Here is a 22,334-nt window from a genome sequence, read left to right on the forward strand (position 1 = left end):
GTTCAGTGAATGTTTAAGCAGAGATTTCATAGAACCACCTATTCAGGAACGTATTTTTGTCGAGATGCAAGTCGGGGAGAAAACGGGAGCCGCAGCGCCGACTGCGACCACTCGAACCGGGCGGCAGGCAGCAGCCAGTCCAGCAGCAGACTCAGCGGAGCCAGGGCAAACAGGGCCCAAAAGGGAGCCGTGGAGAGAAAGAAGACATTCCGCAATATAAAGGTAAGAAGCGCGATCGCCCCGGCCCAGATCAGCCGTCCGGTGCGGGAATTGGGAATTGTGCGCGGGTCGGTAATCATAAACAGCGCAAAGACCAGCAGCGAGCCGCTCATCAGCCGATGCGCCCATACGTCCCACGTCCAGCCCAGCCACAGGTTCCGCACTGCCTCCAGCACCGCATAGCTGCCGAGAAACGCTGCCGACGTGTCCCAGCGCCCCACCTTTTGCAGCACCAGCCCACCCGCCCCCAAAAACAGCAGTCCATACCAGCCGCTTTCGCCCCACTGCCCCGGCGAAACCCACGCATCACCCGACCACAGCAGCGCCATGACAATGCCAAAATTGCCGGGATTAAACACATGCCCGCCCCGTAGCCGCAGCACAAACTTGCTGGCGATCGCCCCTATCACCGCCAGCGCCATTGTCAGCGGATGATCGACTCGCAGCAGCAGGCTCATTCCCAGCCCCGTCACCAGCGCACTGGGCAGACTGGAGAGAATTTTGGGATTGCGACACCGCAGGGCGATCGCCCCCCAGAAGTCGCCTGTGTGATTTGCGTGATTTGCTGTTTCTGTCGCTGGATCTTCTGTTTCTGGATCTTCTGTCTCTGGATCTAATGAATCTGATGGATAAAATACGGCTCCGCAAAGTGCCTGGGTGATGAGGCAAGTGGCGATCGCCGACAGCACCACAACCGGGTTCAGCGACCAGTCCCGCGTGCCCGCCCCCAACAGCAAAAACAGCGCCAAAAAGCCAATTTGATAAAGCCTCGCGTCCTGTACCATCGTTCGGTTTCGCCGCAACGTTGGCAGCTATTATGTCGCGCTGCTACATCGGCTAATCGTCTGTTTCAGATTTTGTAACCGCAGGTAAGTTACAGCGTTTCCCTACGACAGCAGCTTTTGGTATTCTTGCTCGGTGATCAGGTCACGGGTCGTTTCCACGCGATCGACAAACACCAGACCATTTAAGTGATCGACTTCGTGCTGGACAATGCGGGCGACGAAATCGGTAAAGACCTGACGGCGCAGATTGCCGTGGCGATCGCCATATTCCACCTCGATTTCTCGATAGCGGGGCACGAGGCCGCGAATCCCTGGCACGCTGAGGCAGCCCTCCCAGCCTTTTACCGTTTCGTCGGAATGGCTCAGCAGGCGCGGGTTCAGCATAGGCACAGGCTCCATCTCTGGCGCATCGGGGTAGCGCGGGTTTGGGCGCGACGCGACGATGACCAGACAAATGGGCTGACCGACTTGGGGCGCAGCGATGCCCACGCCGTTTGATGCGTGCATCGTGACCAAGAGCTGATCGATGAGGGCTTGCAGGGCAGGATCACTGGAAGAGGCGATCGCCTGCGCTGTGTCTCTCAACCTGGGATTGCCCAACTGCAAGATTTCTAAGCGGCGGGAGTTTGAGGAGGGGTGAGTTTGGGTCATGTCGGGTGAGGGTTACAAACTTGCAAACTGGGGTGTCGGGGCTGCCTGCTCTAGGCTGAGGCTAGCGATTGGGACGGCGCTCGGCGGTGGGCTTGCGGAGGCGCGTCAGCCCCAGTTCGGTCTGCACCCGCAGGCGCATGGCGGCGTGGCGATCGATGCCCTCGTAGGCGTAGCGGTTATATCCGTTCTGGCGGATTTGTCGCTCGATGTTGCGCTGTCGCTCATGGGTATCGGGGTGGGTAGAAAGCCACTCAAAGGGGGCGACTTGCCGCTCTTGTTTTGCCAGCGTTACCATCAGCCCGTGCAGCCCGTCCGCTGCGTAGCCTGCCGAGGACAGCAGTCGCGTCCCAAAGGCATCGGCCTGGCGCTCCATGTCGCGGCTGTAGTTGAAATAGAGCAGGTTTGCCGCATAGCCGCCATAGGGAATGAGCTGGAAGGCGTTGCCTAGGGTGTTGGCATCGACCGCAAGCTGGAAGCCATGCGAGAGGGAGGTGTGGGCGAGTTCGTGGGCGATCAGTCCGGCTAGCTCTGCTTCTGATCGGGCTTTCAGGATTGCGCCTGCGTTGATGAAGATTTTGCCGCCCGGCAGTGCAAAGGCGTTGAGGCTGCGATCGCGGATAATGAAAAACTCGTACTCAAATTCCGACCGCCCCGTCATCGCGGCGAGGCGCTGCCCAATGTTGTTGACGTAGGCATTCACCGCTTCATCCTGAATGAGCGGCAACTGGCGGGCGGCACGACGGGCGATCGCCTCTCCCACGTTCTCTTCGCCCCGCAGCAGCGCGATTCCGGTCTGAATTGAAGAGATGGGGCCAAACAGGTTGCCCGTCAGCGCAAAGCCCAGCGCCCCAGTCAGCAAGTTGGCGATCGCCCCGGCTCGCAAATCGCGCTCCAGCCGATTGCGGAAGGTTCTGGCGTGCTGAGCCGCCAGCGCTTCAAACGCCGCCGCCGCCGGGTCATCGGGATACATCAGGGCAAACTGCCGCGCCGCGATCGCCGCTTCCACCAGTTGCCCGTTGGTTGCCAGGGCCCCCACCCGTGCCTGCACCAGTTCTGCCGAGTCGGGATATAGCCCCACTGCCCGCTCCAGCACCGCCAGCGCCTCGTTCGAGCGATCGCCTGCCGCCAGCACCTCGGCATAGCGCAGATGCCCCAACATGAACTCTGGATACTGCTGAGTCAAGAGCCGCAGGGCAGACTCCATGCGCGGACGAGAATTCTGCGATCGCCCCGCCTCTGCCTCGCGCCAGTAGACCTGTCCTTCGGGCGGCAACGCCTCTGGCTCGGTGACCAGCGGGGGCACTTCGACGACATCCACTTCATCAAACGGCGCTTTTGCCAGCCGATAGCGGGCTTCCGCCTCGCGCCGCAGGCCCATCTGCCACAGCGCATCCCCCTCTCGCAGCAGTTCCAGCGCTACCGCCGGGTCGATCGGGGCAGCACTGGGTTCCGGTGCGGCGATCGCTGGCGCAATGACTGGCTCGGCGACTGGCCCGGCGACTGGCTCCGTAACGACTGGCTCCGTGACGACTGGCTCCGTGACGACTGGCTCGACTCGCTCCGTCAGCGTATCCAGTTCAGGGTGCGGCTCCGCAGATGGCTCATCGGCTGTGTTCAGGGTTGGCGCAGGGCCTGGGTTCGCCTCTATCGGGTCAACCCGTTCTCCCGCCACAGCAGGCTCATCCACCGCTCCCAGCAGAACTTCAGCAATGGGAGAAATTTCGGCGGTTGCTCCAAATTCTTCTAGCACCCAAGCCGATGAGGCATTGGCGAGGTCTGCTGAGGCCACGGGCAACATCGACGGAGGATCTGCCGAGGCTTCGGTGACGGGCGACCCTAGCCAATCGGGCGCTGAGATACCGTCGGACGCTACAACCTCTGAAACAGGCGCGACTGAAACGGACGCAACTGGCCCCAACGCACCGGGCGCATTGGGCTGGGCGGCGATCGCCCCCTCCACCAGCGCTTCTGCTAGGGACAGCGGGATCGCCAAAAGGCTGCATAACCAAAGACGATGGAGAAGAGAGGACATGGCGATCGCCTCCTCAGCATTCTACAAGTCAGGAACATTGCTGGGTAGCGCCGACGCGGGGGCCAGGGCTGACGCTAGTTGCCTACCAGCCACTTCTGCCCGTTTAGCCGCTGCAACGTGTAGAGCACCATCAAGTCCAGCGTTACCTTGCGTTCGTCAATCATAAACGACTCTAGCAGGCTAGGGCTTGCGCCATTCCCAGCGCAGCTAAAGACCTTTTGCCCTTGGATATCTTCCTTCACAAAGCCCACCAAAAACTGGTGCTGCCCACCTTGAAACTTGCCCTGCACCTGCCAGCAAGCGCCGAGTTCCTCCATGCCCTTAATCGGCAGCGGCAGCTTCTCAAATGTCAGATCCAGGTCGTCAAACCCTGTGGCGGCCATTGCCTTTTTTAGGCTGGGCATATAGTCCTGCGTGATGAAGTCTGCAAAGGGCTTGTCTTCTAGCGCAGGTGGCTTTTCTTTCTTGGGCTTGGCCGCGGGCGCTTCGCCATCCCCAGATTGCGCTTTGGGTGCGCGGGGGGGCTTCTTTTCATCGGGGGTCGCTGCGGGCGCGTCGGAGGCGGGTTGCGCCTCGGTCGGTGTCGATGCGGCTTCAGCCGGAGGATTGGTCGCTTCGTCTGGCATGGCTATCTGCAATCAGTCGTCATAAATTACTCCCATAGTACCGGGTTGTCACCGATTCAGAAACGGTTCGCCCGGCCCAACTGCCGTCAGAAGTAGCCGTAGCCTAACAACCGCGTTGCACCGGAACGCTCCAAGCTGATTGGCTGAGTCGCAAAGGTTGTCTGCGTCCAGTGAGCCGCAGGCCGTTCGCCCTCAGCGCTTTGGTTCTGTCAGCTTCCGCTTTAGTTTGGACTAATGGTGAAGAGGAAGGCAGTCAATGAGAAGCACCGACTGCCGTAAGGTCAATGAAGTACAACCAACATTGACCCCATGATTTTCAACGAACTTCAGCAATTTCGCCAAACGTTGTATGCCAGCTTGGGAAACGCCAGAGATGCCCTGTTTGATCTGATGGATGCCGTGTTAGTGAGTGCGTGCATCGTGTCGTTTGTGAGGCTATCGCAGAGTCCTGTCTTTCGTCGCCAGTGGTCGAGCCCCTATGAAGCGTTGCGCGATAGCCGCCTACCCCGATCAAAGGTGCTGAAGCTGTTGGTGCAGCAGATACCGACTCAGCAGCAACCGTTGTTGGCAGGTGATGCGAGTCGGTGGAACCGTCCTGCTGCCAGGCGTTTGAAAGACCGCACCTTATCAGGCAGAACAGGACATGCCCCGATAGCCGGACAAAACTACAGTACCTTAGCCTGGATTGCTGAAGACAGGGGCAGTTGGGCATTACCATTGCGGCATGAGCGCATCACCAGCTTTGAAACACCCGCCAGTAAAGCGGCATTCCAACTCAAACAAGTGACTCGGCAGTTAGCGGTGCGTCCGTTGGCGATCTACGACCGAGGGTACGGCAATGCCAGTTTTGTCAACCAAACGGCAGGGATTGAGGCAGACTTGCTGCTGCGGGTTACATCCAATCGATGTGTCTATGGCGCGCCCCCAGCGTATCGAGGGCGAGGCGCACCTGCCAAGCATGGACATAAGATGAAACTCAATGACCCTGACACTTGGAGTGTCCCGGTCGAAACCGTTGAAGTCGATGATCCCAACTGGGGACGAGTGCGGGTCAGTCGTTGGAGTGCATACCATTTCCGCAAATCCCCCAAACGGGCAATGGAAGTGTTGCGCGTGGAGGTGCTGGAGACACAGAGCAGCACGCGACGCTTGGCTCCTTTGTGGTTAGTTTGGCTGGGTGAGCAGATGCCTCCGTTAGAAACCCTGTGGTTGCACTACCTCCGTCGCTTTGCCATTGAACACTGGTATCGCTTTGCCAAGCAGAGGCTATATTGGACACATCCCCAGTTCAGTTCTGTATCGGCAACCGAACAGTGGAGCAGCCTGATGCCGTTGCTCAGTTGGCAGTTGTGGTTAGCGCGAAAGGACTGTACTGACCACCCCTTGCCCTGGCAGGCACCGCAAGAAACGTTGACTCCGGGTCGGGTCGCACAAGCGTTTGCAGGCATTTTGGCAGCGATTGGCACCCCTGCTCCTGCGCCTAAACCTCGTGGTAAATCGCCAGGACGAGGCAAGGGGCACAAGCCAACTCCTCGTCCCTGCTATCCGATGGTCAAAAAACGAGCCTCGAAACGCAAGACATCCGAACAATCCCTGAACAGTCCGGTTGCAACAGCAGCTTAACTGCGAGCAGGATTGTATCCAATTCCTTAAGTTCAACTGTTATGAACGGTTGAGCAGATTCTTTATGGCATCCTGTTGAGCATTATTGTGATGCCAGTTAGTCCAAACTAAAGTATACCAAGGGCTTACACCGCTAACGGCTGAGGACATTGCCGATGTAGTGCTGTACTGCGCCACGCGCCCCGCCCATGTCAATATCAACGACGTAATTCTCATGCCTGTAGCTCAGGCGAGTACCACAATGGCCCATCGCCGCCCCTAGGAACCTACGCAAAAGAGAAACCCTGCAACCGCAGAACCGAACAAAAGGCTTGGCAGAAACTTTGCAAAAGGGGACTGACTTCTTTTCGGATTGTGTTCGGATGAGTGAAGTGTTTCAGGAAAGAAGAAGTGGGAGTGATTGCTAGAGCAATTTCTAGAGTTCTAGAGCAATTTCTCTAGAGTTCTAGAGCAGTTTCTAGAATAGTCCCTAAGCAATCTTTCCCGAAGCAATCTTTTTGGGAATCTTGGGAATCGCCACTCACCGTTTCTAAACCCAATTAATCTGGGCACAATTAATCTAGTCAATCACAATTAATCTAGTCAATCTAGACTGCCATGAGCGCCCCCATGTCTGATATCTCTAGATGGCTCGTGCCTGAGTAGAGCATCTTGTAGTGGTCAAGCACCATCAACGCTTCTTTCTCAGAGCTAAACCGCAACTTGATTTTGTAAAGAAACGGCAGATCTCGTGCGCTGTCAACAGGCGCAGGTTCCCAGATTTTCAGCAACCAGTCCGTTCCGGTATGAGTAATCGTGTATTTCATAAATCAACAAAGAACACGCAGCGTCTCAGAGCCGCGACCTGTAAAAGAATAAAAGACCAGTTTCTAAAGAGACCCGTTTCTACATCAGTTCAGCAATTTGTGATTCAGCAACTTGTGATCATCATCTGTGAGCAGCAATTCTCGAACCGGTGAACTGTAGATGCGGTTTTGATCTCCTTGCCACCTTCTGCTTGCTACCTTTTGGCCGAAGACTAGTCTGGACGAAAACCAGACAGAAGGATGGAATTCCTAAAATCCTCCCTACAAAAGGAGTTTCCTCTATCAGGAAAAAGTAGTAAAAATCAACCGTAGAGGCTTGGGTTGAGAGCAAATTGTGCGATCGCCCGTCGATACAGGGGGCTTGTGGCGATCGCTCCGCAAGGCAACATCTACAGGCTACTCAAAATCTCCTCTGCGTCCTGGCAAACTTATGCCCTTGATCAGCAGATAGGACAGTTAAGATTCTGTCCACTTAGAGTTTTATGCCTACAGAATATTGTCAATTCTAGGCCATCTAGCCAGGATTACAAGTATTCCTGCGCCTGCTTCACGAAAACAAGCGCCTACTTAAAATCCTGCTGAACTAAATGCCGAAAATCGGCGCTTAAAGCGCCTATTCAGGCCTAAACGATATCTGAACTAAACTGGCACCCTGGCAAAGCGAAGCACCCCAGCTTTCAAGTCTCCGAAGCAAACGTCGAACCGTAACAGAAGCCGAGCGATGATGCCGAAGAAAACCCGTGCTAGAGCTACCTGGGTAGAGGGCCAGGAAGGTCAGGATTGGGAAGGTGAATGGTTAAAGGGCAGATGCTACGAGCCAGAAGCCAGCCAGCGGGCGGCATCTTTTGCGTGGTAAGTCAGAATCAAGTCTGCCCCAGCACGCTTAAAACTCGTGAGCGTTTCCAAAACGACGCGCTGCTCGTCAATCCAGCCATTGAGAGCGGCTGCCTTGATCATAGCGTACTCGCCTGAAACGTTATACGCCGCGACAGGCAGGTTGGATGCCTGCTTGACCTGCCAGATGATGTCCATATAGGACAGCGCAGGTTTGACCATCAACATGTCTGCCCCTTCGGCAATGTCTAGCTCAATTTCCTTCAGGGCTTCGCGGCGATTGCCAGGGTCCATCTGATAGGTGCGGCGATCGCCAAATTGCGGAGATGACTCGGCCGCATCGCGGAACGGGCCGTAATACGCCGACGCATACTTCGCCGCGTAGGACAGAATCGGAATATCTTGAAACCCGCCTTCGTCTAGCCCCTCGCGGATCGCCTTGACAAAGCCATCCATCATCCCCGACGGCGCGATGATATCCGCTCCTGCCTTTGCCTGCGAGACGGCGGTTTTCTTGAGTAGCTCCAGTGTTGGGTCGTTCAGCACGCGCCCCGTCAGGTCGCCCACCTCCAGATAGCCGCAATGCCCGTGGGAGGTGTATTCACACAGGCAGGTATCGACAATCACAATCAGGTCGGGCACGGCTTCCTTCACCGCCGTTGCCGCCAGTTGCACAATGCCGTGATCGTGCCACGCCCCCGTCGCGTCGGTGTCCTTGTCGGCGGGAATGCCAAACAGAATGATGGCAGGAATGCCCAAGTCGTAGACTTCTTTTGCTTCCTCTACGATTTTGTCGATCGACAGTTGGTACACCCCCGGCATCGACCGCACCTCGGTCGCCATTCCCTCCCCCGGCACCGCAAACAGCGGATAGATCAGGTCGCTGGTGTTCAGCACCGTTTCGCTGACCATGCGGCGCAACTGGGGATGACTGCGGAGACGACGAGGACGCTGAATGGGAAACATAGTTCTTAAAAAAGACCTGTGTATGAAGGATGAAGCTGGAGATAGGGTGCATCCCACTTTTGTACCCCTCACCCTAAATCCCTCTCCCAAAGCGGGAGAGGGACTTCCAATCCGGCTCCCCTTCTCCCGCTTTGGGAGAAGGGGCTGGGGGATGAGGGCAAACTTGCAGAACTGGGGTGCGCCCTGAATATAAGACTAGAAGCAAGCACAGCCAGAAGCCAAGTGCCAAGAAGCCAAGTGCCAAGAAGCCAAGTGCCATGCATTCATCAAGTCTACGGCGTGGGTTGGCCCCCCGGCTCAATGCAAACGTTACAAACTGTAAAAGCTTGCGGTGGCGGAAGTTGAGGATTGTTGCTCTGCAATGCAGGCGCGAGGGGGCTTGGAACTGCGAGAGTTTCGAGTTCTGATATCAATTCTCCTGAGCGACGCTACAGGTGAAACTGCGGAAAGCCCCGCAGCCCCTTGGCTGGCAAGCCAAATCGCAAATCCGAAATCGAGAATCGGTCCCTCCTGAACCCCGGAGCTTCCACGTCTTCTCTCCACATCTTCACAGAAACTTGCCTGTAAAGATTTCAAATCATTTGTAAAAGAGTTCGAGAAGTTGAGCGTCCGCGCCTGGCCGCTGACCCTACTCAACTTCTTCAATGAAAGTCGTTGCTGGATTGATAAACCATGACACAAGTTCAGGCAAGATTTCCACGGTGGGCGATCGCCCTGCTGGCAGCAGCTACAAGCTGCTCATACACGCCGCTTGCAGTTTCTGGTACAGCCAATCTCACTGACGCTGCACCGTCAGCAGAATCCTCCCATCCTACTTTGCTCAGCCGTGCGACGACTCAATCGCGAGTTTTGTGGCGCGGCAACTTTGGACAAGGCTGGGAACAGCGCTGGGGTGTGCAGACGCGCGGCGGCTTTGGCCCGCAAAATCGACAGATCGCAAGCGAACGGGGCGGTACTCATCCCCTGTTCCTGCGCGTCCGCTATCCCCAGGGTTCAATCAGCCCCGGAGCCGTGAGCCGATATAACGTGCCCTTGGGCGGCAGCCAGTTCTTCGCTCGCTTGCCCATTGGCCCCCAGGAAGCAGTGCGGCTCAGCTATGCTGTGCGGTTTTCCAGCAATTTCAGCTTTGTGCGCGGCGGCAAGCTGCCCGGACTCTATGGCGGCAGAGGCAATACGGGTGGCAGCATTCCCAATGGCACCGATGGGTTCTCAACCCGATTTATGTGGCGGCAGAATGGCGCAGGGGAAGTCTATGCCTATTTGCCAACCAGCCGGGGCTATGGCACCTCGATTGGGCGGGGCAACTGGCGCTTTAGCACGGGCGTTTGGCATCGCATCGATCAGGAAGTGACGCTAAATACGCCTGGTCAGGCGAATGGCCGCATCCGTGTCTGGTTCAACGGCCGTCAGGTTTTAGACCAGCAGGGTGTGACATTCCGCACCGTGCCAGAGCTTCAGATCGACGGCATCCTGTTTTCTACCTTCTTTGGCGGAGAAGACCCCTCCTGGGCAACGCCGCGCTCGGTTCATGCTGATTTTGCGGATTTTGTCGTCTACTCAGTTCTTTAGGCGCACCCGATTCAGCTCATGGGTCAGCTTACCTAATCGGCTGATTTAGCTGATTTAGCGACCTGGCTTTCCTGCCGGAGATATTCAAACACGCTCTTGTCGCCGATATCCGGCGGGATTGCCTGGACACACTTTCGCACCGCAAAGATTAGCATCAAGATCGCCCAGACCAATAGCAGCTTGCTCTCGATGCCCGGTGACAATACCCCCGCTAGGTGACCCAGCAGCAGCAGCGGCACCAGGGGCGTGAGCAGTTTCGTTTCCAGACGGTTAAAGCAAAACGCTTCTTTGAAGAAAATGCCCGTCAGCGCAGCAAAAGTAAACCCCACGCCCAGAAGGGTCTGCGGGTGCAGATAGACTGACTGCACGAATGGCTCTGGATACAGGTGGGCAACGGCGATCGCGGCGATCGCCCCCACCAGCCAAAACGCCTGGAGCGCCCGATGCAGCGGCTTCATATAAATGTGAATCAGCAGCAGACTCGCGCCCAGCGCCAGCGAAAACAGCGTATATAGCGGACTCAGCCACCGCAGCACCGTCGGGTCGTCGCCGCGCCCCAGCACCAGCCCCGTGCCCACATCAAAACACAGCGCCGCCACCATCAGCGCCGCCCGATATAGGACGACCCCCAGGCGATCGCCCTTCGTAATCGTGAACTCACCAAACTGTCCCTGATAAACCTCCGGCTCAGCAAGGGTGTGGGTCATGGCTATACCTCGCTCCATAATGCGAATGCGATGGGCTATGCAAACCTACCCCACAATAATCCTACCCCACAATAATATTCCCTGCGCCCAGCGACGGTCGATTGCTCAGCGTGCCAATCAACACCTGACGCTGGCTGCCCGTGCCGTCGGGGTCAAAGAATAGGCGACCCGTAGCGGCATCGTAAATGAAGCGATCGCTCTGGCGACGAGCACTTGTCCCCCGGATAAACTGGGCAGCATCAATTCGTCCGGCCGATAGCCCCGTCCCCCGCACCAGAATCCGATCTTGACGCAGATTGAAGTCCGTTACGATGCTGCGACCCAGCCCCCTGCCCACGCCAAACACAAACGTATCTCGTCCCTGTCCGCCTGTCAGGATGTTCCGGCCACGCCCACCATCCAGCAGGTCGTTACCTTCCTCTCCCAGCAGGGTATCCGCACCGGCTAGCCCCACCAGCGTATCGTTCCCCGCGCCGCCTCGCAGCAGATTTCTCAGCGCGTTACCCGTGATGCGGTTGTTCTGGGTGTTGCCCGTGCCAGTTCTGGCGTTATCAATCAGCACCAAATTCTCAACGTGATCCGGCAGCGTATAGTTCACGGCGGCTTGTACCGTATCGTTGCCTTCGTTGGGGCGTTCAATAATCGTGTCCGCTGGACTCCTGACAATGTAGACATCATTGCCCGGTCCGCCAATGAGCGTATCGTTACCCGTGCCGCCATCCAGCGTGTCGTTGCCAAGGCCGCCCACCAGATAATCATCAAAATTATCTGCGCCAATCATCAGCGCATTGCCCCGGAACCCGCTCAGATCAAAGACTTCAAACTCGGTGACCAGCGTCCCCGGAGAAACGTCAGGAAGCTGGCTATTGAAGTTGCCGACATTGACGGTGATTGTGCCCGTACCATCCGTCAGCACAAAGGTATCCACCCCTGGCCCACCGCGAATCACGTCCTGCTGCCGCAAGTTCGCCAGTGTAGACCGGACGATATCGTTTCCGGCTCGGCCCGAAAGCAGGTCAGTGTTCGGCGTGGTCACCAGCACATCGTCCCCATCTGTGCCATCAACCTGCCGCAGCCCCACAAAATTCAGCGTGGTGCGGGCAATGGGGCTAAAGGTTTGCCCGTCGGAGGCAGCGGCAAAAATTGTCCGAGTCGATGTGTTTGGAACAGCCGCCGAGTTTTCGTAGGTGACGGTGCGTAAAACTTGCTGATAGACCGAGGCAGGAGCGCTGCCCCAGATCGTGAGTACGCCCGTGGGATCATAGTTGGTTCGCAGGTTAGTGCCGCTGACATCGGCGATCAGGCGCTCGCTGGCTCCATTTATTGGATTGGTCAGGTTGACCACGAGCTGGGTCAGGTTAGTGGGGCTGGTTTTGGTAATGGTGGCGTTTGGCGCGGCAACTTTGATCGACGCAACCGTCGGCGCACCAATGCTGAAGTCGATTCCCGCAGCCGTGCCATTTAGGTCAACCACGATTGAGGCTGAAACATTGGGTGGCGTTTCATCCACATCCAGCACGCTGATGATAAATACTTTTTCAAAGCTGCCGCCGCTGGGGTCGGTGGTGCGGACGCGGATGCTGTAGGAGCGTTTTGTTTCAAAGTCGGGCGAAGACCGAATGCGGAGGCGATCGCCCTCAATCAGAAACGCAGCGTTGTCTGTACTGCCTGCGCCGCTGACCAGCGTATAGGTAAACCCGCTGGAATGATCCGGATCGGAACTGTCGAACTGGCCGATGATTGTGTTCGCCGGAACGTTTTCTAGAACGCTGAGGCTGCTGAGGGCAATGTCTGTCGGCGGCTGATTAACAACGGGTGGAAGTTCGGGCAGATCGTTGATGGTGATGGTGAACGACTGCTCGAAGAAGAGGTTGCCGCTGTCAGTCGTGCGAACCCGAATCGTATAGCTGTTCTTGGTTTCAAAGTCGGGGGAAACGTTCAGCCGGAGTTGATTGCCGACAATCGTAAAGCTGGCGTTGTCGGTGTCGCCTGTCCCTGCGACAAGCGTGTAAGTATGCGTATCGCCCGTGTCTGGGTCGGTGGTTGTGAATGTGCCGACGGTGGTTCCGACCGGGACGTTTTCATCGACATTGGTTGGCGTGAGGGCGATCGCCGTGGGTGCTTCATTGACGGGTGGCGGCGGCCCTTCTGGCAGATCGTTGATGGTAATCGTAAAGACTTGCTCGAAGAAGAGGTTGCCGCTGTCAGTCGTGCGAACCCGAATCGTATAGCTGTTCTTGGTTTCAAAGTCGGGGGAAACGTTCAGCCGGAGTTGATTGCCGACAATCGTAAAGCTGGCGTTGTCGGTGTCGCCTGTCCCTGCGACAAGCGTGTAAGTATGCGTATCGCCCGTGTCTGGGTCGGTGGTTGTGAATGTGCCGACGGTGGTTCCGACCGGGACGTTTTCATCGACATTGGTTGGCGTGAGGGCGATCGCCGTGGGTGCTTCATTGACGGGTGGCGGCCCTTCTGGCAGATCGTTGATGGTAATCGTAAAGACTTGCTCGAAGAAGAGGTTGCCGCTGTCAGTCGTGCGAACCCGAATCGTATAGCTGTTCTTGGTTTCAAAGTCGGGGGAAACGTTCAGCCGGAGTTGGTTGCCGACAATCGTAAAGCTGGCGTTGTCGGTGTCGCCTGTCCCTGCGACAAGCGTGTAAGTATGCGTATCGCCTGTGTCTGGGTCGGTGGTCGTGAACGTACCGACGGTGGTTCCGACCGGGACGTTTTCATCGACATTGGTTGGCGTGAGGGCGATCGCCGTTGGGGTCTGGTTGGGCGGCGTTTCGTCGATGTCGTTGATGGTGATGATGAACGACTGCTCGAAGAAGAGGTTGCCGCTGTCAGTCGTGCGAACCCGAATCGTATAGCTGTTCTTGGTTTCAAAGTCGGGGGAAACGTTCAGCCGGAGTTGGTTGCCGACAATCGTAAAGCTGGCGTTGTCGGTGTCGCCTGTCCCTGCGACAAGCGTGTAAGTATGCGTATCGCCCGTGTCTGGGTCGGTGGTTGTGAATGTGCCGACGGTGGTTCCGACCGGGACGTTTTCATCGACATTGGTTGGCGTGAGGGCGATCGCCGTGGGTGCTTCATTGACGGGTGGCGGCCCTTCTGGCAGATCGTTGATGGTAATCGTAAAGACTTGCTCGAAGAAGAGGTTGCCGCTGTCAGTCGTGCGAACCCGAATCGTATAGCTGTTCTTGGTTTCAAAGTCGGGGGAAACGTTCAGCCGGAGTTGGTTGCCGACAATCGTAAAGCTGGCGTTGTCGGTGTCGCCTGTCCCTGCGACAAGCGTGTAAGTATGCGTATCGCCTGTGTCTGGGTCGGTGGTCGTGAACGTACCGACGGTGGTTCCGACCGGGACGTTTTCATCGACATTGGTTGGCGTGAGGGCGATCGCCGTTGGGGTCTGGTTGGGCGGCGTTTCGTCGATGTCGTTGATGGTGATGATGAACGACTGCTCGAAGAAGAGGTTGCCGCTGTCAGTCGTGCGAACCCGAATCGTATAGCTGTTCTTGGTTTCAAAGTCGGGGGAAACGTTCAGCCGGAGTTGGTTGCCGACAATCGTAAAGCTGGCGTTGTCGGTGTCGCCTGTCCCTGCGACAAGCGTGTAAGTATGCGTATCGCCCGTGTCTGGGTCGGTGGTTGTGAATGTGCCGACGGTGGTTCCGACCGGGACGTTTTCATCGACATTGGTTGGCGTGAGGGCGATCGCCGTGGGTGCTTCATTGACGGGTGGCGGCCCTTCTGGCAGATCGTTGATGGTAATCGTAAAGACTTGCTCGAAGAAGAGGTTGCCGCTGTCAGTCGTGCGAACCCGAATCGTATAGCTGTTCTTGGTTTCAAAGTCGGGGGAAACGTTCAGCCGGAGTTGGTTGCCGACAATCGTAAAGCTGGCGTTGTCGGTGTCGCCTGTCCCTGCGACAAGCGTGTAAGTATGCGTATCGCCTGTGTCTGGGTCGGTGGTCGTGAACGTACCGACGGTGGTTCCGACCGGGACGTTTTCATCGACATTGGTTGGCGTGAGGGCGATCGCCGTTGGGGTCTGGTTGGGCGGCGTTTCGTCGATGTCGTTGATGGTGATGATGAACGACTGCTCGAAGAAGAGGTTGCCGCTGTCAGTCGTGCGAACCCGAATCGTATAGCTGTTCTTGGTTTCAAAGTCGGGGGAAACGTTCAGCCGGAGTTGGTTGCCGACAATCGTAAAGCTGGCGTTGTCGGTGTCGCCTGTGCCGGAAACGAGCGTGTAGGTGTGGGTGTCGCCCGTGTCTGGGTCGGTGGTTGTGAATGTGCCGACGGTGGTTCCGACTGGGACGTTTTCATCGACGTTGGTTGGCGTGAGGGCGATCGCCGTTGGGGTCTGGTTGGGCGGCGTTTCGTCGATGTCGTTGATGGTGATGATGAACGACTGCTCGAAGAAGAGGTTGCCGCTGTCAGTCGTGCGAACCCGAATCGTATAGCTGTTCTTGGTTTCAAAGTCGGGGGAAACGTTCAGCCGGAGTTGGTTGCCGACAATCGTAAAGCTGGCGTTGTCGGTGTCGCCTGTGCCGGAAACGAGCGTGTAGGTGTGGGTGTCGCCCGTGTCTGGGTCGGTGGTTGTGAATGTGCCGACGGTGGTTCCGACTGGGACGTTTTCATCGACGTTGGTTGGCGTGAGGGCGATCGCCGTTGGGGTCTGGTTGGGCGGCGTTTCGTCGATGTCGTTGATGGTGATGATGAACGACTGCTCGAAGAAGAGGTTGCCGCTGTCAGTCGTGCGAACCCGAATCGTATAGCTGTTCTTGGTTTCAAAGTCGGGGGAAACGTTCAGCCGGAGTTGGTTGCCGACAATCGTAAAGCTGGCGTTGTCGGTGTCGCCTGTGCCGGAAACAAGCGTGTAGGTGTGGGTGTCGCCCGTGTCTGGGTCGGTGGTTGTGAATGTGCCGACGGTGGTTCCGACCGGGACGTTTTCATCGACATTGGTTGGCGTGAGGGCGATCGCCGTTGGGGTCTGGTTGGGCGGCGTTTCGTCGATGTCGTTGATGGTGATGATGAACGACTGCTCGAAGAAGAGGTTGCCGCTGTCGGTGGTGCGAACCCGAATCGTGTAGCTGTTCTTGGTTTCAAAGTCGGGGGAAACGTTCAGCCGGAGTTGGTTGCCGACAATCGTAAAGCTGGCGTTGTCGGTGTCGCCTGTGCCGGAAACGAGCGTGTAGGTGTGGGTGTCAACAAAATCGGGATCAATGGTTGTGAAGATGCCAACTTCTGTGCCAATGGGCACGTTTTCATCCACAGACTGCGGATCGAGATTAATGGCAGTGGGCGCTTCATTGACGTTCGTAACCGCCACCACCACTTCTTTGTCATAGCTCAATCCGTTTGGATCGGTTGCCCGAATTTTGATGGTGTAGCTGTTCTTTGTCTCAAAATCTGCCGCCGCCCGCAGCACCAAAATCGGCCCGCCAGACCCAGTTTGGATTTCAAAACTGTTGTTGTCCGGGAAATTGACTGAATCGATCAGTTGGAAATTGGTGACGATATCTCCATCCGGGTCGATGGCGGAGAGATTCCCAATGACGGTATCCAGCGGGGAGTTTTCTGGAAAACTAGCAGGCGTTAGCAGGATATCGGTCGGCGCGGTGCTGGTCGGCGGCGAAAACCGCTGTCCATAGACACCGGTGCCGTTAGCGTCGGGCCCCGTCCAAACGACGACAAAATTGCCGCTGGGAGCAACACCAACGGCAGGGAAGCGCTGATCGCCTGGGGTGGTGGTGTTGACCAGAAACTCGTCACCCAGGGGAGTGCCCGTTCTGCTGAAGCGCCGCGCCACAATGCCCGTGGTCGTCACAGTTTCAGAAGGCTGGCTAAAGCTTTGCCAGGTGACGACAAAGTTGCCGTCGCTATCCATTGCCACCGTGGAATAACGCTGCTCGCCTGTGGTGAACTGGTTGACAAGGATTTCGCCCGTCAGCGGGTCGCCGTTGCTGTCAAACAGGCGAGCGTACACGCCCCAGCTAGAGCCGTCCTGGTTTTCGCTCGACCAGGTAATGACAAAGCTGCCATCAGGGGCGATCGCCACATGGGAATTTTGCTGATTGCTGGCAGTGGTGGTATTGACGGGGAATTCCGGGCCGACTCGTGCGCCCGTGCTGCTGAACCTTTGGGCGTATACGCCATAGCCGTCGCCATCCTGCAAAACGCTCGACCAAGTGACGACAAAGCTGCCGTCGGGGGCGATCGCCACGTTAGAAAAACGTTGGTTCCGATCTGTTGTGGTGTTGACCTGGACATCGTTGGTGCTGGCGGGCCCCATCGGCGGATTAATTGGCTGTGCCACACCTGCGCTGTTGAATCGCCGGACGAAAACTCCAGTGCCGTCCCCATCGCCCACATCGCTAGTCCAGGTAACCACGAACTCGCCCGTGGGAGCCATCGCCACGCTGACCTCGGTCTGTTCGCCCAGGACGTTAGTGTGAATCTGGGTTTCGCCACCGATGCGGTTGCCATCTTTGTCAAAGCGCTGAGCATAAACGCCTGAATCACCCGTTACCGGGTCTTGGATGCTTTCCCACACCACGATAAAGTTGCCGTCGGCATCCGCTGCAACGCTGGCAAGTCGCTGGATATTAGCTGTTGTCGTATTGATGCGGGCATCTGTGCTGACTAGGGAACTGGAGTCCGCATCGAACAAACTCTGCGCCACACCCGCACTATCGAACCGTCTGGCGTAAATTCCAGTGTTTGAGCCACCGCCGTCTGGCCCCGTCCACACCACCACAAACCCGCCGCTGCCGTCTACTGCGATCGCCCTCGTCGAGAATGCCTCAGCGGTGAGTAGCGACGTACTCTGACTGCCTGTTGTAATCGTGTTGATGGGAAACTCGGAGCCGACGAAGTTTACAGATGACATGGCAGGTTGCTCGCAATGGGCTGGGTAGACGACCGACTGAGGCTAAATCGAACGCGGCGCTTGGGTTTGGGCGCAGCAGCAAACCGCTGAATTGAGGAAGATCCGCACACATCGTACCCAAATTGGGCTATTTTCCCATCAGGAAGCGATCGCCCTTTCTCCGTATTTTCCGGTCTATTTTTGCGATTTTGCGATCGCCCTCCTACGCTGGCTGGCGGTACAGGAAGAGGCTGAGACGTTCGATTCTCAATCGCTAATGCCCCTCAAGCATCAGTTCTTCAAACGGTATTAGGACTTACGCAGTTGGACAATTTCTCGCGGGCTGCGCCTGCGAGAAATTGTCCAAAATCCAGAAAGCTTATCGCAAGTGCGTAGGTACTAGGTATGATCAAAGTTACAGCAAGGCTTTGTAAATTCAGCTTTGTAAATTCAGCTTTGTAAGTTTAGCTTCGTAAATTTAGCGCAGGTTAGCGTAAGTCAGCGCAGTTTTCTGTTGAAGAATCGGTCAAATGAAGGATCGGTCACGCCTGGATCTGAGATATTCAGAAATATTCAGAGGATTTTAGTTCGTGGATTCACCCGATAGCCCAAAGGCTCCTTCCCCCGACGAATCCCCTCACGAAATTGTGGTGATTGGCAGCGGCATCGGCGGGCTGACGGCGGCGGCGCTGCTGGCGCGATATGGGCGGCGGGTGCTGGTGTGCGAAAGTCACGCGATTCCGGGCGGCGCGGCCCACAGCTTTTCGCAGCGCGGTTTTCATTTTGATTCAGGCCCCTCCTTCTATTGCGGACTGAGTGACGGGCGATCGCTCAATCCGCTCAAGCAAGTGCTGGATGTGCTGGGTGAATCAGTTGCCGCTGTGCCCTACGATCCGCTGGGCCACTACCACTTTCCAGAGGGCACGTTTCCGGTCTATTGCCAGGGCGATCGCTATCGGGCTGCCGTGGCCGACATCACGCCCCAGGGTGCGCGGGAACTGGCCCAGCTAGAACAGCGGTTTCTCCAGATTTACGACGGACTGCGCGACATCCCCACCCTGGCGCTGCGGGCAGACTGGCAACTGGTGCCGTTTTTGCTCAGCCGCTATCCCTGGGCGCTGCTCAAGCTGCTGCCCCAAGTGCGATCGCTCCAGTCCTCGGCGGGCGACCTGCTGGATGAAACCGTGCGCGATCCGTGGGTGCGGCGGCTGGTAGACCTGGAATGCTTCTTGCTGTCGGGGCTGCCTGCGGCGGGCACGGTCGCGCCAGAGATGGCGTTTATGTTTGGCGAACGCACAAATTCTGTGGTGGACTATCCGCTGGGCGGCAGTGGAGCGATCGTGCAAGCCCTCGTGCGCGGGCTGGAGAAATGGGGCGGCACGCTGCGGCTGAATGCCCATGTGGAGCAAATTTTGGTAGAAAACGGGCAGGCGGTGGGTGTGCGGCTGCGGTCGGGTGAGGCGATCGCAGCGAAGACTGTCATTTCCAACGCCACCCTCTGGGACACCTACACGCACCTGCTCAAGCCCGATGATTTGCCTGCGGACCATCGTCAGAGCGCTCTGGAAACCCCCGCTGTAGACAGCTTTATGCACCTGCACCTGGGCATCCGCGCCGACGGGCTAGAGGGACTCACTGGGCATCATGTCGTGGTGCAAGATCCGGTCGAGCGCTACGACCTGGCAGCGCCGGGCCACACCTGCATGATCTCGATTCCCTCGGTGTGGGATGCCAGCCTCGCGCCGTCAGGTCATCACGTCGTCCATGCCTACACGCTGGAACCCTACGACGGCTGGCAGCGCGATGAAACCTACGAAGCCCGCAAGCGAGAACGGGCAGAGCCGCTTTATCGGGCGCTGGAGCGGGTCATTCCCGATGTGCGCGATCGCCTCGTGCTAGAGCGCATTGGCACACCGCTCACCCACGCCCGCTACCTGCGCCGCCATCGGGGTACCTATGGCCCGGCGATCGCCGCCCATCAGGGCCTGTTTCCTAGCACCCACACGCCCATTCGCGGCCTCTACCGCGTCGGCGACAGCACCCTGCCAGGGATCGGGGTTCCGGCGGTCGCTGCGTCGGGGATTCTCTGTGCCAATACGCTGGTAGCGCCTGCCGCTACAGCAGCACTGCTTAGGGAACTGGCCTGATTCCATCATTTGGCTACAGAGAGCAAACGCCAGTTGGCAAAGCGCTTTCGTCAGAAAGTGCAAGAGAAATTGCAAACTCAGCCCGCCGTCTGCAATCGAGGCTCTTTCCCCTCTTCCAGGGCGCGAAAAAAGGCGGTAGGATTACAGGCTTTTTTTCGGTTTTCTCTTGATTTTTAAAATTTTGTGCTTAGAATGAATGCTATCCGCTTCCAGCCCGCTGTATTTATTGAAAACATTTCTAGGACTTACGCAGTTGGACGATTTCTCGCGGGCTGCGCCCGCGAGAAATCGTCCGAAACCTAGAAAATTTCATCGCAGGTGCGTAAGTCCTAATTTCTTGGGAAGTTTCCTAAGAATCGGTTTACTCTAAAGGCAGGGGCAACTGTTAAAGATTCAGGAACGAAAGTTAATTGAGGGCATCAACTTAGGGGCGGATTGATGTTCTAGTACAGTTCTTAAGGTTTATTCGGAAAATACGGTCTTAGAATGATCGAGAATCTGGCAGGCTGATATCCAAAGTCATACCTTATCTTTAAGAGAGCTGAGTTTTGAAGCAGGGTTTTGACTGTTTTGACCGTAGTTAATTGCCATCTTTGGAACTGTTTTTGTATTTCTGTTTTTGTATTTTGCAATGCTCTAGCCCCCATGCTCTAGCTCCCGTCTGAAGTTAGTGCTTTTCGGTCTAGCGTCTCTCTGTGAAAGTCTTTCGAGGCAAGGCTTTGGCTTAGCCTCGCGACCATCTTGAAATTGGAAAAGGTTCCGCAGACTCAGGTGTTTACTTTGCTTGAGTCATATTTTTAGTGTTTTGTTGAATTTGGATCTCCATATCTATGACAGGTGCAGAGTGGATCTTTATTGGGTTTGCATTTGCGTGTTCATTCTTGTTCAACAAGCCTGCTGAGAAGAAAAAGGAAAAAACTAAGGAAGAAGAGTTTGCTGATCTAATTAAGCACTTCATGACCGAGGGAATTCCTGTAAAGATCAAGGGCGCATCCGAATGTGAAAAAGCCGAAAAACCGTCCTGAAATTCGGTTCAGGAAATCTGACTGATCGGCCGGTTGATTGTCCGAAAAATATGAATGGATGGTTTCTCGATAAACGCGAGAATTCTAATTGCTTGACGACCTTTTTCTGTGGGGGCGATCGCCCAAAAATAACCATCCTCTGTTTGGGTTTTGAGTTATTTTCGAGTTGATTTCGAGTTGATGGAATACTCAATTTGCCCCGTTCATTCGCGCCTTTTAGCAGCGTGTGTTGAAGGTGGATTTGGGGCGATCGCCCCCACCCCAAATACCCAAGCTAAATCCCCATTCCTCATTGGCGTATCGGCATTGGCGTATCGGCATCGGCGCATCGGTATCGGCGTATCAGCGCAGAATAGACAGCGCGGCTCATGCGGCTAAAAGTTCTATTGGCCACAAATTCACTTTGGAGTATACTTAAGCCTCGATTCACTTACCCAGACACAGCGCTGAGTTGAACGCCAGCGGGGAGGTTCTTATTCCTGAGACACTTACTTTAACGGTGAGCTTGCGCGGCACTCGGGAGGTGCGAGACAACAGCCAGGTCTTCCGCCTCGCGGGGCTTCTCGATGCGTTTTCTGAACCCACCTTCCGCAAGGTTGTCGATAAATATGTAGAGGAGGGGCCGTCTAGCGTCATCCTCGACATGTCCCAGATTGACTTTATTGATAGCTCCGGCATTGGAGCGCTGGTGCAGGTGGCCAAGAAAGTGCAGCAGGCAAATGGCAAGCTGCAACTGATCGCCAACTCCCGCGTCATGCAGACGATCAAAATGGTGCGTTTGGAGCAGTTTTTCAAGATTCAGCCCAACGTCGAGGCAGCGCTGGAGAATGCCAAGCGGTCTTGATGCGGCCGGGTCGTGCCCCGCTGAGAAGGGATTCCGGGAGCAAGACCTCCAGCGGCTCTCTCCGGCGGCATTGGCCTACGTGGGCGATGCAGTGTACGAACTGCATGTACGGATAGCCTGCCTGCTGCCGCCCAAACGCATTCAAGACTATCATCGGCAAGTCGTGGAGCAGGTGCGGGCCGAAAGCCAGGCCGCCCAAGTGCGATCGCTCTCTAGCCATCTCACCGAACAGGAGCAAGACATTGTGCGGCGAGGGCGCAATGCGGCTCAGCGAGGCCCCCGGCGGGTGGATGCTGAAATTTATCGTCAGGCCACAGGTCTAGAAACGCTGCTGGGATACCTGTATCTCAGCAATCCGGGGCGATTGCAGGAGTTGCTGGCACAGATGCAGCCCCTCGAAAACTTGAAGCCCCCGCCAGAAGAAAGCGGTGAGCGAGCTTGATAGACCTGATAGATCTGTTGCAATCTGCTGCAATCTGCCCTCCGCTCGCTTAAGAAACTGCAACGAAATCGCAAGAAATCTTTGGTCAGGGAATCGTGTTGGTTTTCCCCAATTTAGGGCTGGCTCCGCTATGCTAGAAACCCGGAGATGCTGACGGTTTTACTGCCCGGCGCGTCTTAGACATTTGGACACTATG

15 protein-coding genes and 1 pseudogene are annotated in these 22,334 nt (G+C 56.5%); 8 read left to right on the forward strand and 8 right to left on the reverse strand.

The features are described 5' to 3' along the window. Window positions 1-38: 38 nt before the first annotated feature. The 4 genes from JTM80_RS19520 to JTM80_RS19535 all read right to left on the reverse strand — a co-directional run bounded on the left by JTM80_RS19520 (window position 39) and on the right by JTM80_RS19535 (window position 4,313). Window positions 39-1,004, reverse strand: a complete 966-nt coding sequence (locus JTM80_RS19520) for an RnfABCDGE type electron transport complex subunit D (protein WP_172355264.1) — start codon at window positions 1,002-1,004, stop codon at window positions 39-41. A 102-nt stretch (window positions 1,005-1,106) separates the two neighbouring features. Then, on the reverse strand, window positions 1,107-1,655 hold the full coding sequence (def, locus tag JTM80_RS19525) for a peptide deformylase (RefSeq protein WP_172355266.1): 549 nt from the start codon (window positions 1,653-1,655) through the stop codon (window positions 1,107-1,109). A 61-nt stretch (window positions 1,656-1,716) separates the two neighbouring features. Continuing rightward, on the reverse strand, window positions 1,717-3,687 hold the full coding sequence (locus JTM80_RS19530) for a M48 family metalloprotease (protein WP_172355268.1): 1,971 nt from the start codon (window positions 3,685-3,687) through the stop codon (window positions 1,717-1,719). Window positions 3,688-3,761: 74 nt separating this feature from the next. Then, window positions 3,762-4,313, reverse strand: a complete 552-nt coding sequence (locus tag JTM80_RS19535; RefSeq protein ID WP_172355270.1) for a DUF2996 domain-containing protein — start codon at window positions 4,311-4,313, stop codon at window positions 3,762-3,764. Between the two features lie 309 nt (window positions 4,314-4,622). On the opposite strand from JTM80_RS19535, the gene JTM80_RS19540 reads away from it, so the two are divergent. Both JTM80_RS19540 and JTM80_RS23620 read left to right on the forward strand, forming a co-directional pair. Beyond that, window positions 4,623-5,936, forward strand: a complete 1,314-nt coding sequence (locus JTM80_RS19540; protein ID WP_205369514.1) for an NF041680 family putative transposase — start codon at window positions 4,623-4,625, stop codon at window positions 5,934-5,936. 109 nt (window positions 5,937-6,045) lie between these two features. Next, window positions 6,046-6,198: pseudogene (locus JTM80_RS23620) on the forward strand (NAD(P)-dependent oxidoreductase); the annotation flags it as partial. 325 nt (window positions 6,199-6,523) lie between these two features. Here the strand turns inward: JTM80_RS23620 and JTM80_RS19545 are convergent. Both JTM80_RS19545 and hemB read right to left on the reverse strand, forming a co-directional pair. Then, entirely contained in the window at window positions 6,524-6,742 is a 219-nt protein-coding gene (locus tag JTM80_RS19545) for a hypothetical protein (protein WP_172356806.1), read from the reverse strand. 810 nt (window positions 6,743-7,552) lie between these two features. After that, window positions 7,553-8,542, reverse strand: coding sequence for a porphobilinogen synthase (hemB, locus tag JTM80_RS19550; RefSeq protein ID WP_172356804.1), 990 nt, complete (start codon window positions 8,540-8,542; stop codon window positions 7,553-7,555). A gap of 672 nt (window positions 8,543-9,214) precedes the next feature. Here hemB and JTM80_RS19555 point away from each other — a divergent pair. Continuing rightward, entirely contained in the window at window positions 9,215-10,111 is an 897-nt protein-coding gene (locus JTM80_RS19555; RefSeq protein WP_205370133.1) for a polysaccharide lyase, read from the forward strand. Between the two features lie 32 nt (window positions 10,112-10,143). Here JTM80_RS19555 and JTM80_RS19560 read toward each other — a convergent pair whose 3' ends face one another. Both JTM80_RS19560 and JTM80_RS19565 read right to left on the reverse strand, forming a co-directional pair. Further along, window positions 10,144-10,818, reverse strand: coding sequence for a DUF2301 domain-containing membrane protein (locus JTM80_RS19560; RefSeq protein ID WP_172356800.1), 675 nt, complete (start codon window positions 10,816-10,818; stop codon window positions 10,144-10,146). A gap of 61 nt (window positions 10,819-10,879) precedes the next feature. After that, on the reverse strand, window positions 10,880-17,701 hold the full coding sequence (locus JTM80_RS19565; protein WP_205370135.1) for a cadherin domain-containing protein: 6,822 nt from the start codon (window positions 17,699-17,701) through the stop codon (window positions 10,880-10,882). Between the two features lie 91 nt (window positions 17,702-17,792). On the opposite strand from JTM80_RS19565, the gene JTM80_RS19570 reads away from it, so the two are divergent. The 5 genes from JTM80_RS19570 (at window position 17,793) to JTM80_RS19590 (ending at window position 22,138) form a co-directional block, all read left to right on the forward strand. Then, window positions 17,793-17,993, forward strand: a complete 201-nt coding sequence (locus tag JTM80_RS19570) for a hypothetical protein (RefSeq protein WP_172356797.1) — start codon at window positions 17,793-17,795, stop codon at window positions 17,991-17,993. Window positions 17,994-18,270: 277 nt separating this feature from the next. Then, window positions 18,271-19,827, forward strand: coding sequence for an NAD(P)/FAD-dependent oxidoreductase (locus JTM80_RS19575; RefSeq protein ID WP_172356796.1), 1,557 nt, complete (start codon window positions 18,271-18,273; stop codon window positions 19,825-19,827). 830 nt (window positions 19,828-20,657) lie between these two features. Then, a complete protein-coding gene (locus tag JTM80_RS19580) occupies window positions 20,658-20,852 on the forward strand; it encodes a hypothetical protein (RefSeq protein WP_172356795.1) in 195 nt (64 codons plus the stop codon). 499 nt (window positions 20,853-21,351) lie between these two features. Further along, window positions 21,352-21,696 carry an STAS domain-containing protein gene (locus JTM80_RS19585; protein WP_172356794.1) on the forward strand — a complete coding sequence of 115 codons (345 nt, stop codon included), beginning with the start codon at window positions 21,352-21,354 and terminating at the stop codon, window positions 21,694-21,696. After that, window positions 21,680-22,138, forward strand: coding sequence for a Mini-ribonuclease 3 (locus JTM80_RS19590; protein WP_205370137.1), 459 nt, complete (start codon window positions 21,680-21,682; stop codon window positions 22,136-22,138). Before JTM80_RS19585 ends, JTM80_RS19590 begins: the two co-directional genes overlap by 17 nt. Window positions 22,139-22,334 lie beyond the last annotated feature (196 nt).

The organism is Thermoleptolyngbya sp. PKUAC-SCTB121 (assembly GCF_016919485.1).
In the GTDB taxonomy this organism is placed as follows: domain Bacteria; phylum Cyanobacteriota; class Cyanobacteriia; order Elainellales; family Elainellaceae; genus Thermoleptolyngbya; species Thermoleptolyngbya sichuanensis.

Excerpts from the sequence above, each read along its gene's own strand:
- JTM80_RS19540 (WP_205369514.1), top strand. The coding sequence starts at position 4,623 with ATGATTTTCAACGAACTTCAGCAATTTCGCCAAACGTTGTATGCCAGC.
- JTM80_RS19590 (WP_205370137.1), top strand. The coding sequence starts at position 21,680 with ATGCCAAGCGGTCTTGATGCGGCCGGGTCGTGCCCCGCTGAGAAGGGA.
- JTM80_RS19535 (WP_172355270.1), bottom strand. The coding sequence starts at position 4,313 with ATGCCAGACGAAGCGACCAATCCTCCGGCTGAAGCCGCATCGACACCG.
- JTM80_RS19565 (WP_205370135.1), bottom strand. The coding sequence starts at position 17,701 with ATGTCATCTGTAAACTTCGTCGGCTCCGAGTTTCCCATCAACACGATT.
- hemB (WP_172356804.1), bottom strand. The coding sequence starts at position 8,542 with ATGTTTCCCATTCAGCGTCCTCGTCGTCTCCGCAGTCATCCCCAGTTG.
- JTM80_RS19520 (WP_172355264.1), bottom strand. The coding sequence starts at position 1,004 with ATGGTACAGGACGCGAGGCTTTATCAAATTGGCTTTTTGGCGCTGTTT.
- JTM80_RS19560 (WP_172356800.1), bottom strand. The coding sequence starts at position 10,818 with ATGACCCACACCCTTGCTGAGCCGGAGGTTTATCAGGGACAGTTTGGT.
- JTM80_RS19545 (WP_172356806.1), bottom strand. The coding sequence starts at position 6,742 with ATGAAATACACGATTACTCATACCGGAACGGACTGGTTGCTGAAAATC.
- JTM80_RS19530 (WP_172355268.1), bottom strand. The coding sequence starts at position 3,687 with ATGTCCTCTCTTCTCCATCGTCTTTGGTTATGCAGCCTTTTGGCGATC.
- JTM80_RS19555 (WP_205370133.1), top strand. The coding sequence starts at position 9,215 with ATGACACAAGTTCAGGCAAGATTTCCACGGTGGGCGATCGCCCTGCTG.
- JTM80_RS19580 (WP_172356795.1), top strand. The coding sequence starts at position 20,658 with ATGACAGGTGCAGAGTGGATCTTTATTGGGTTTGCATTTGCGTGTTCA.
- def (WP_172355266.1), bottom strand. The coding sequence starts at position 1,655 with ATGACCCAAACTCACCCCTCCTCAAACTCCCGCCGCTTAGAAATCTTG.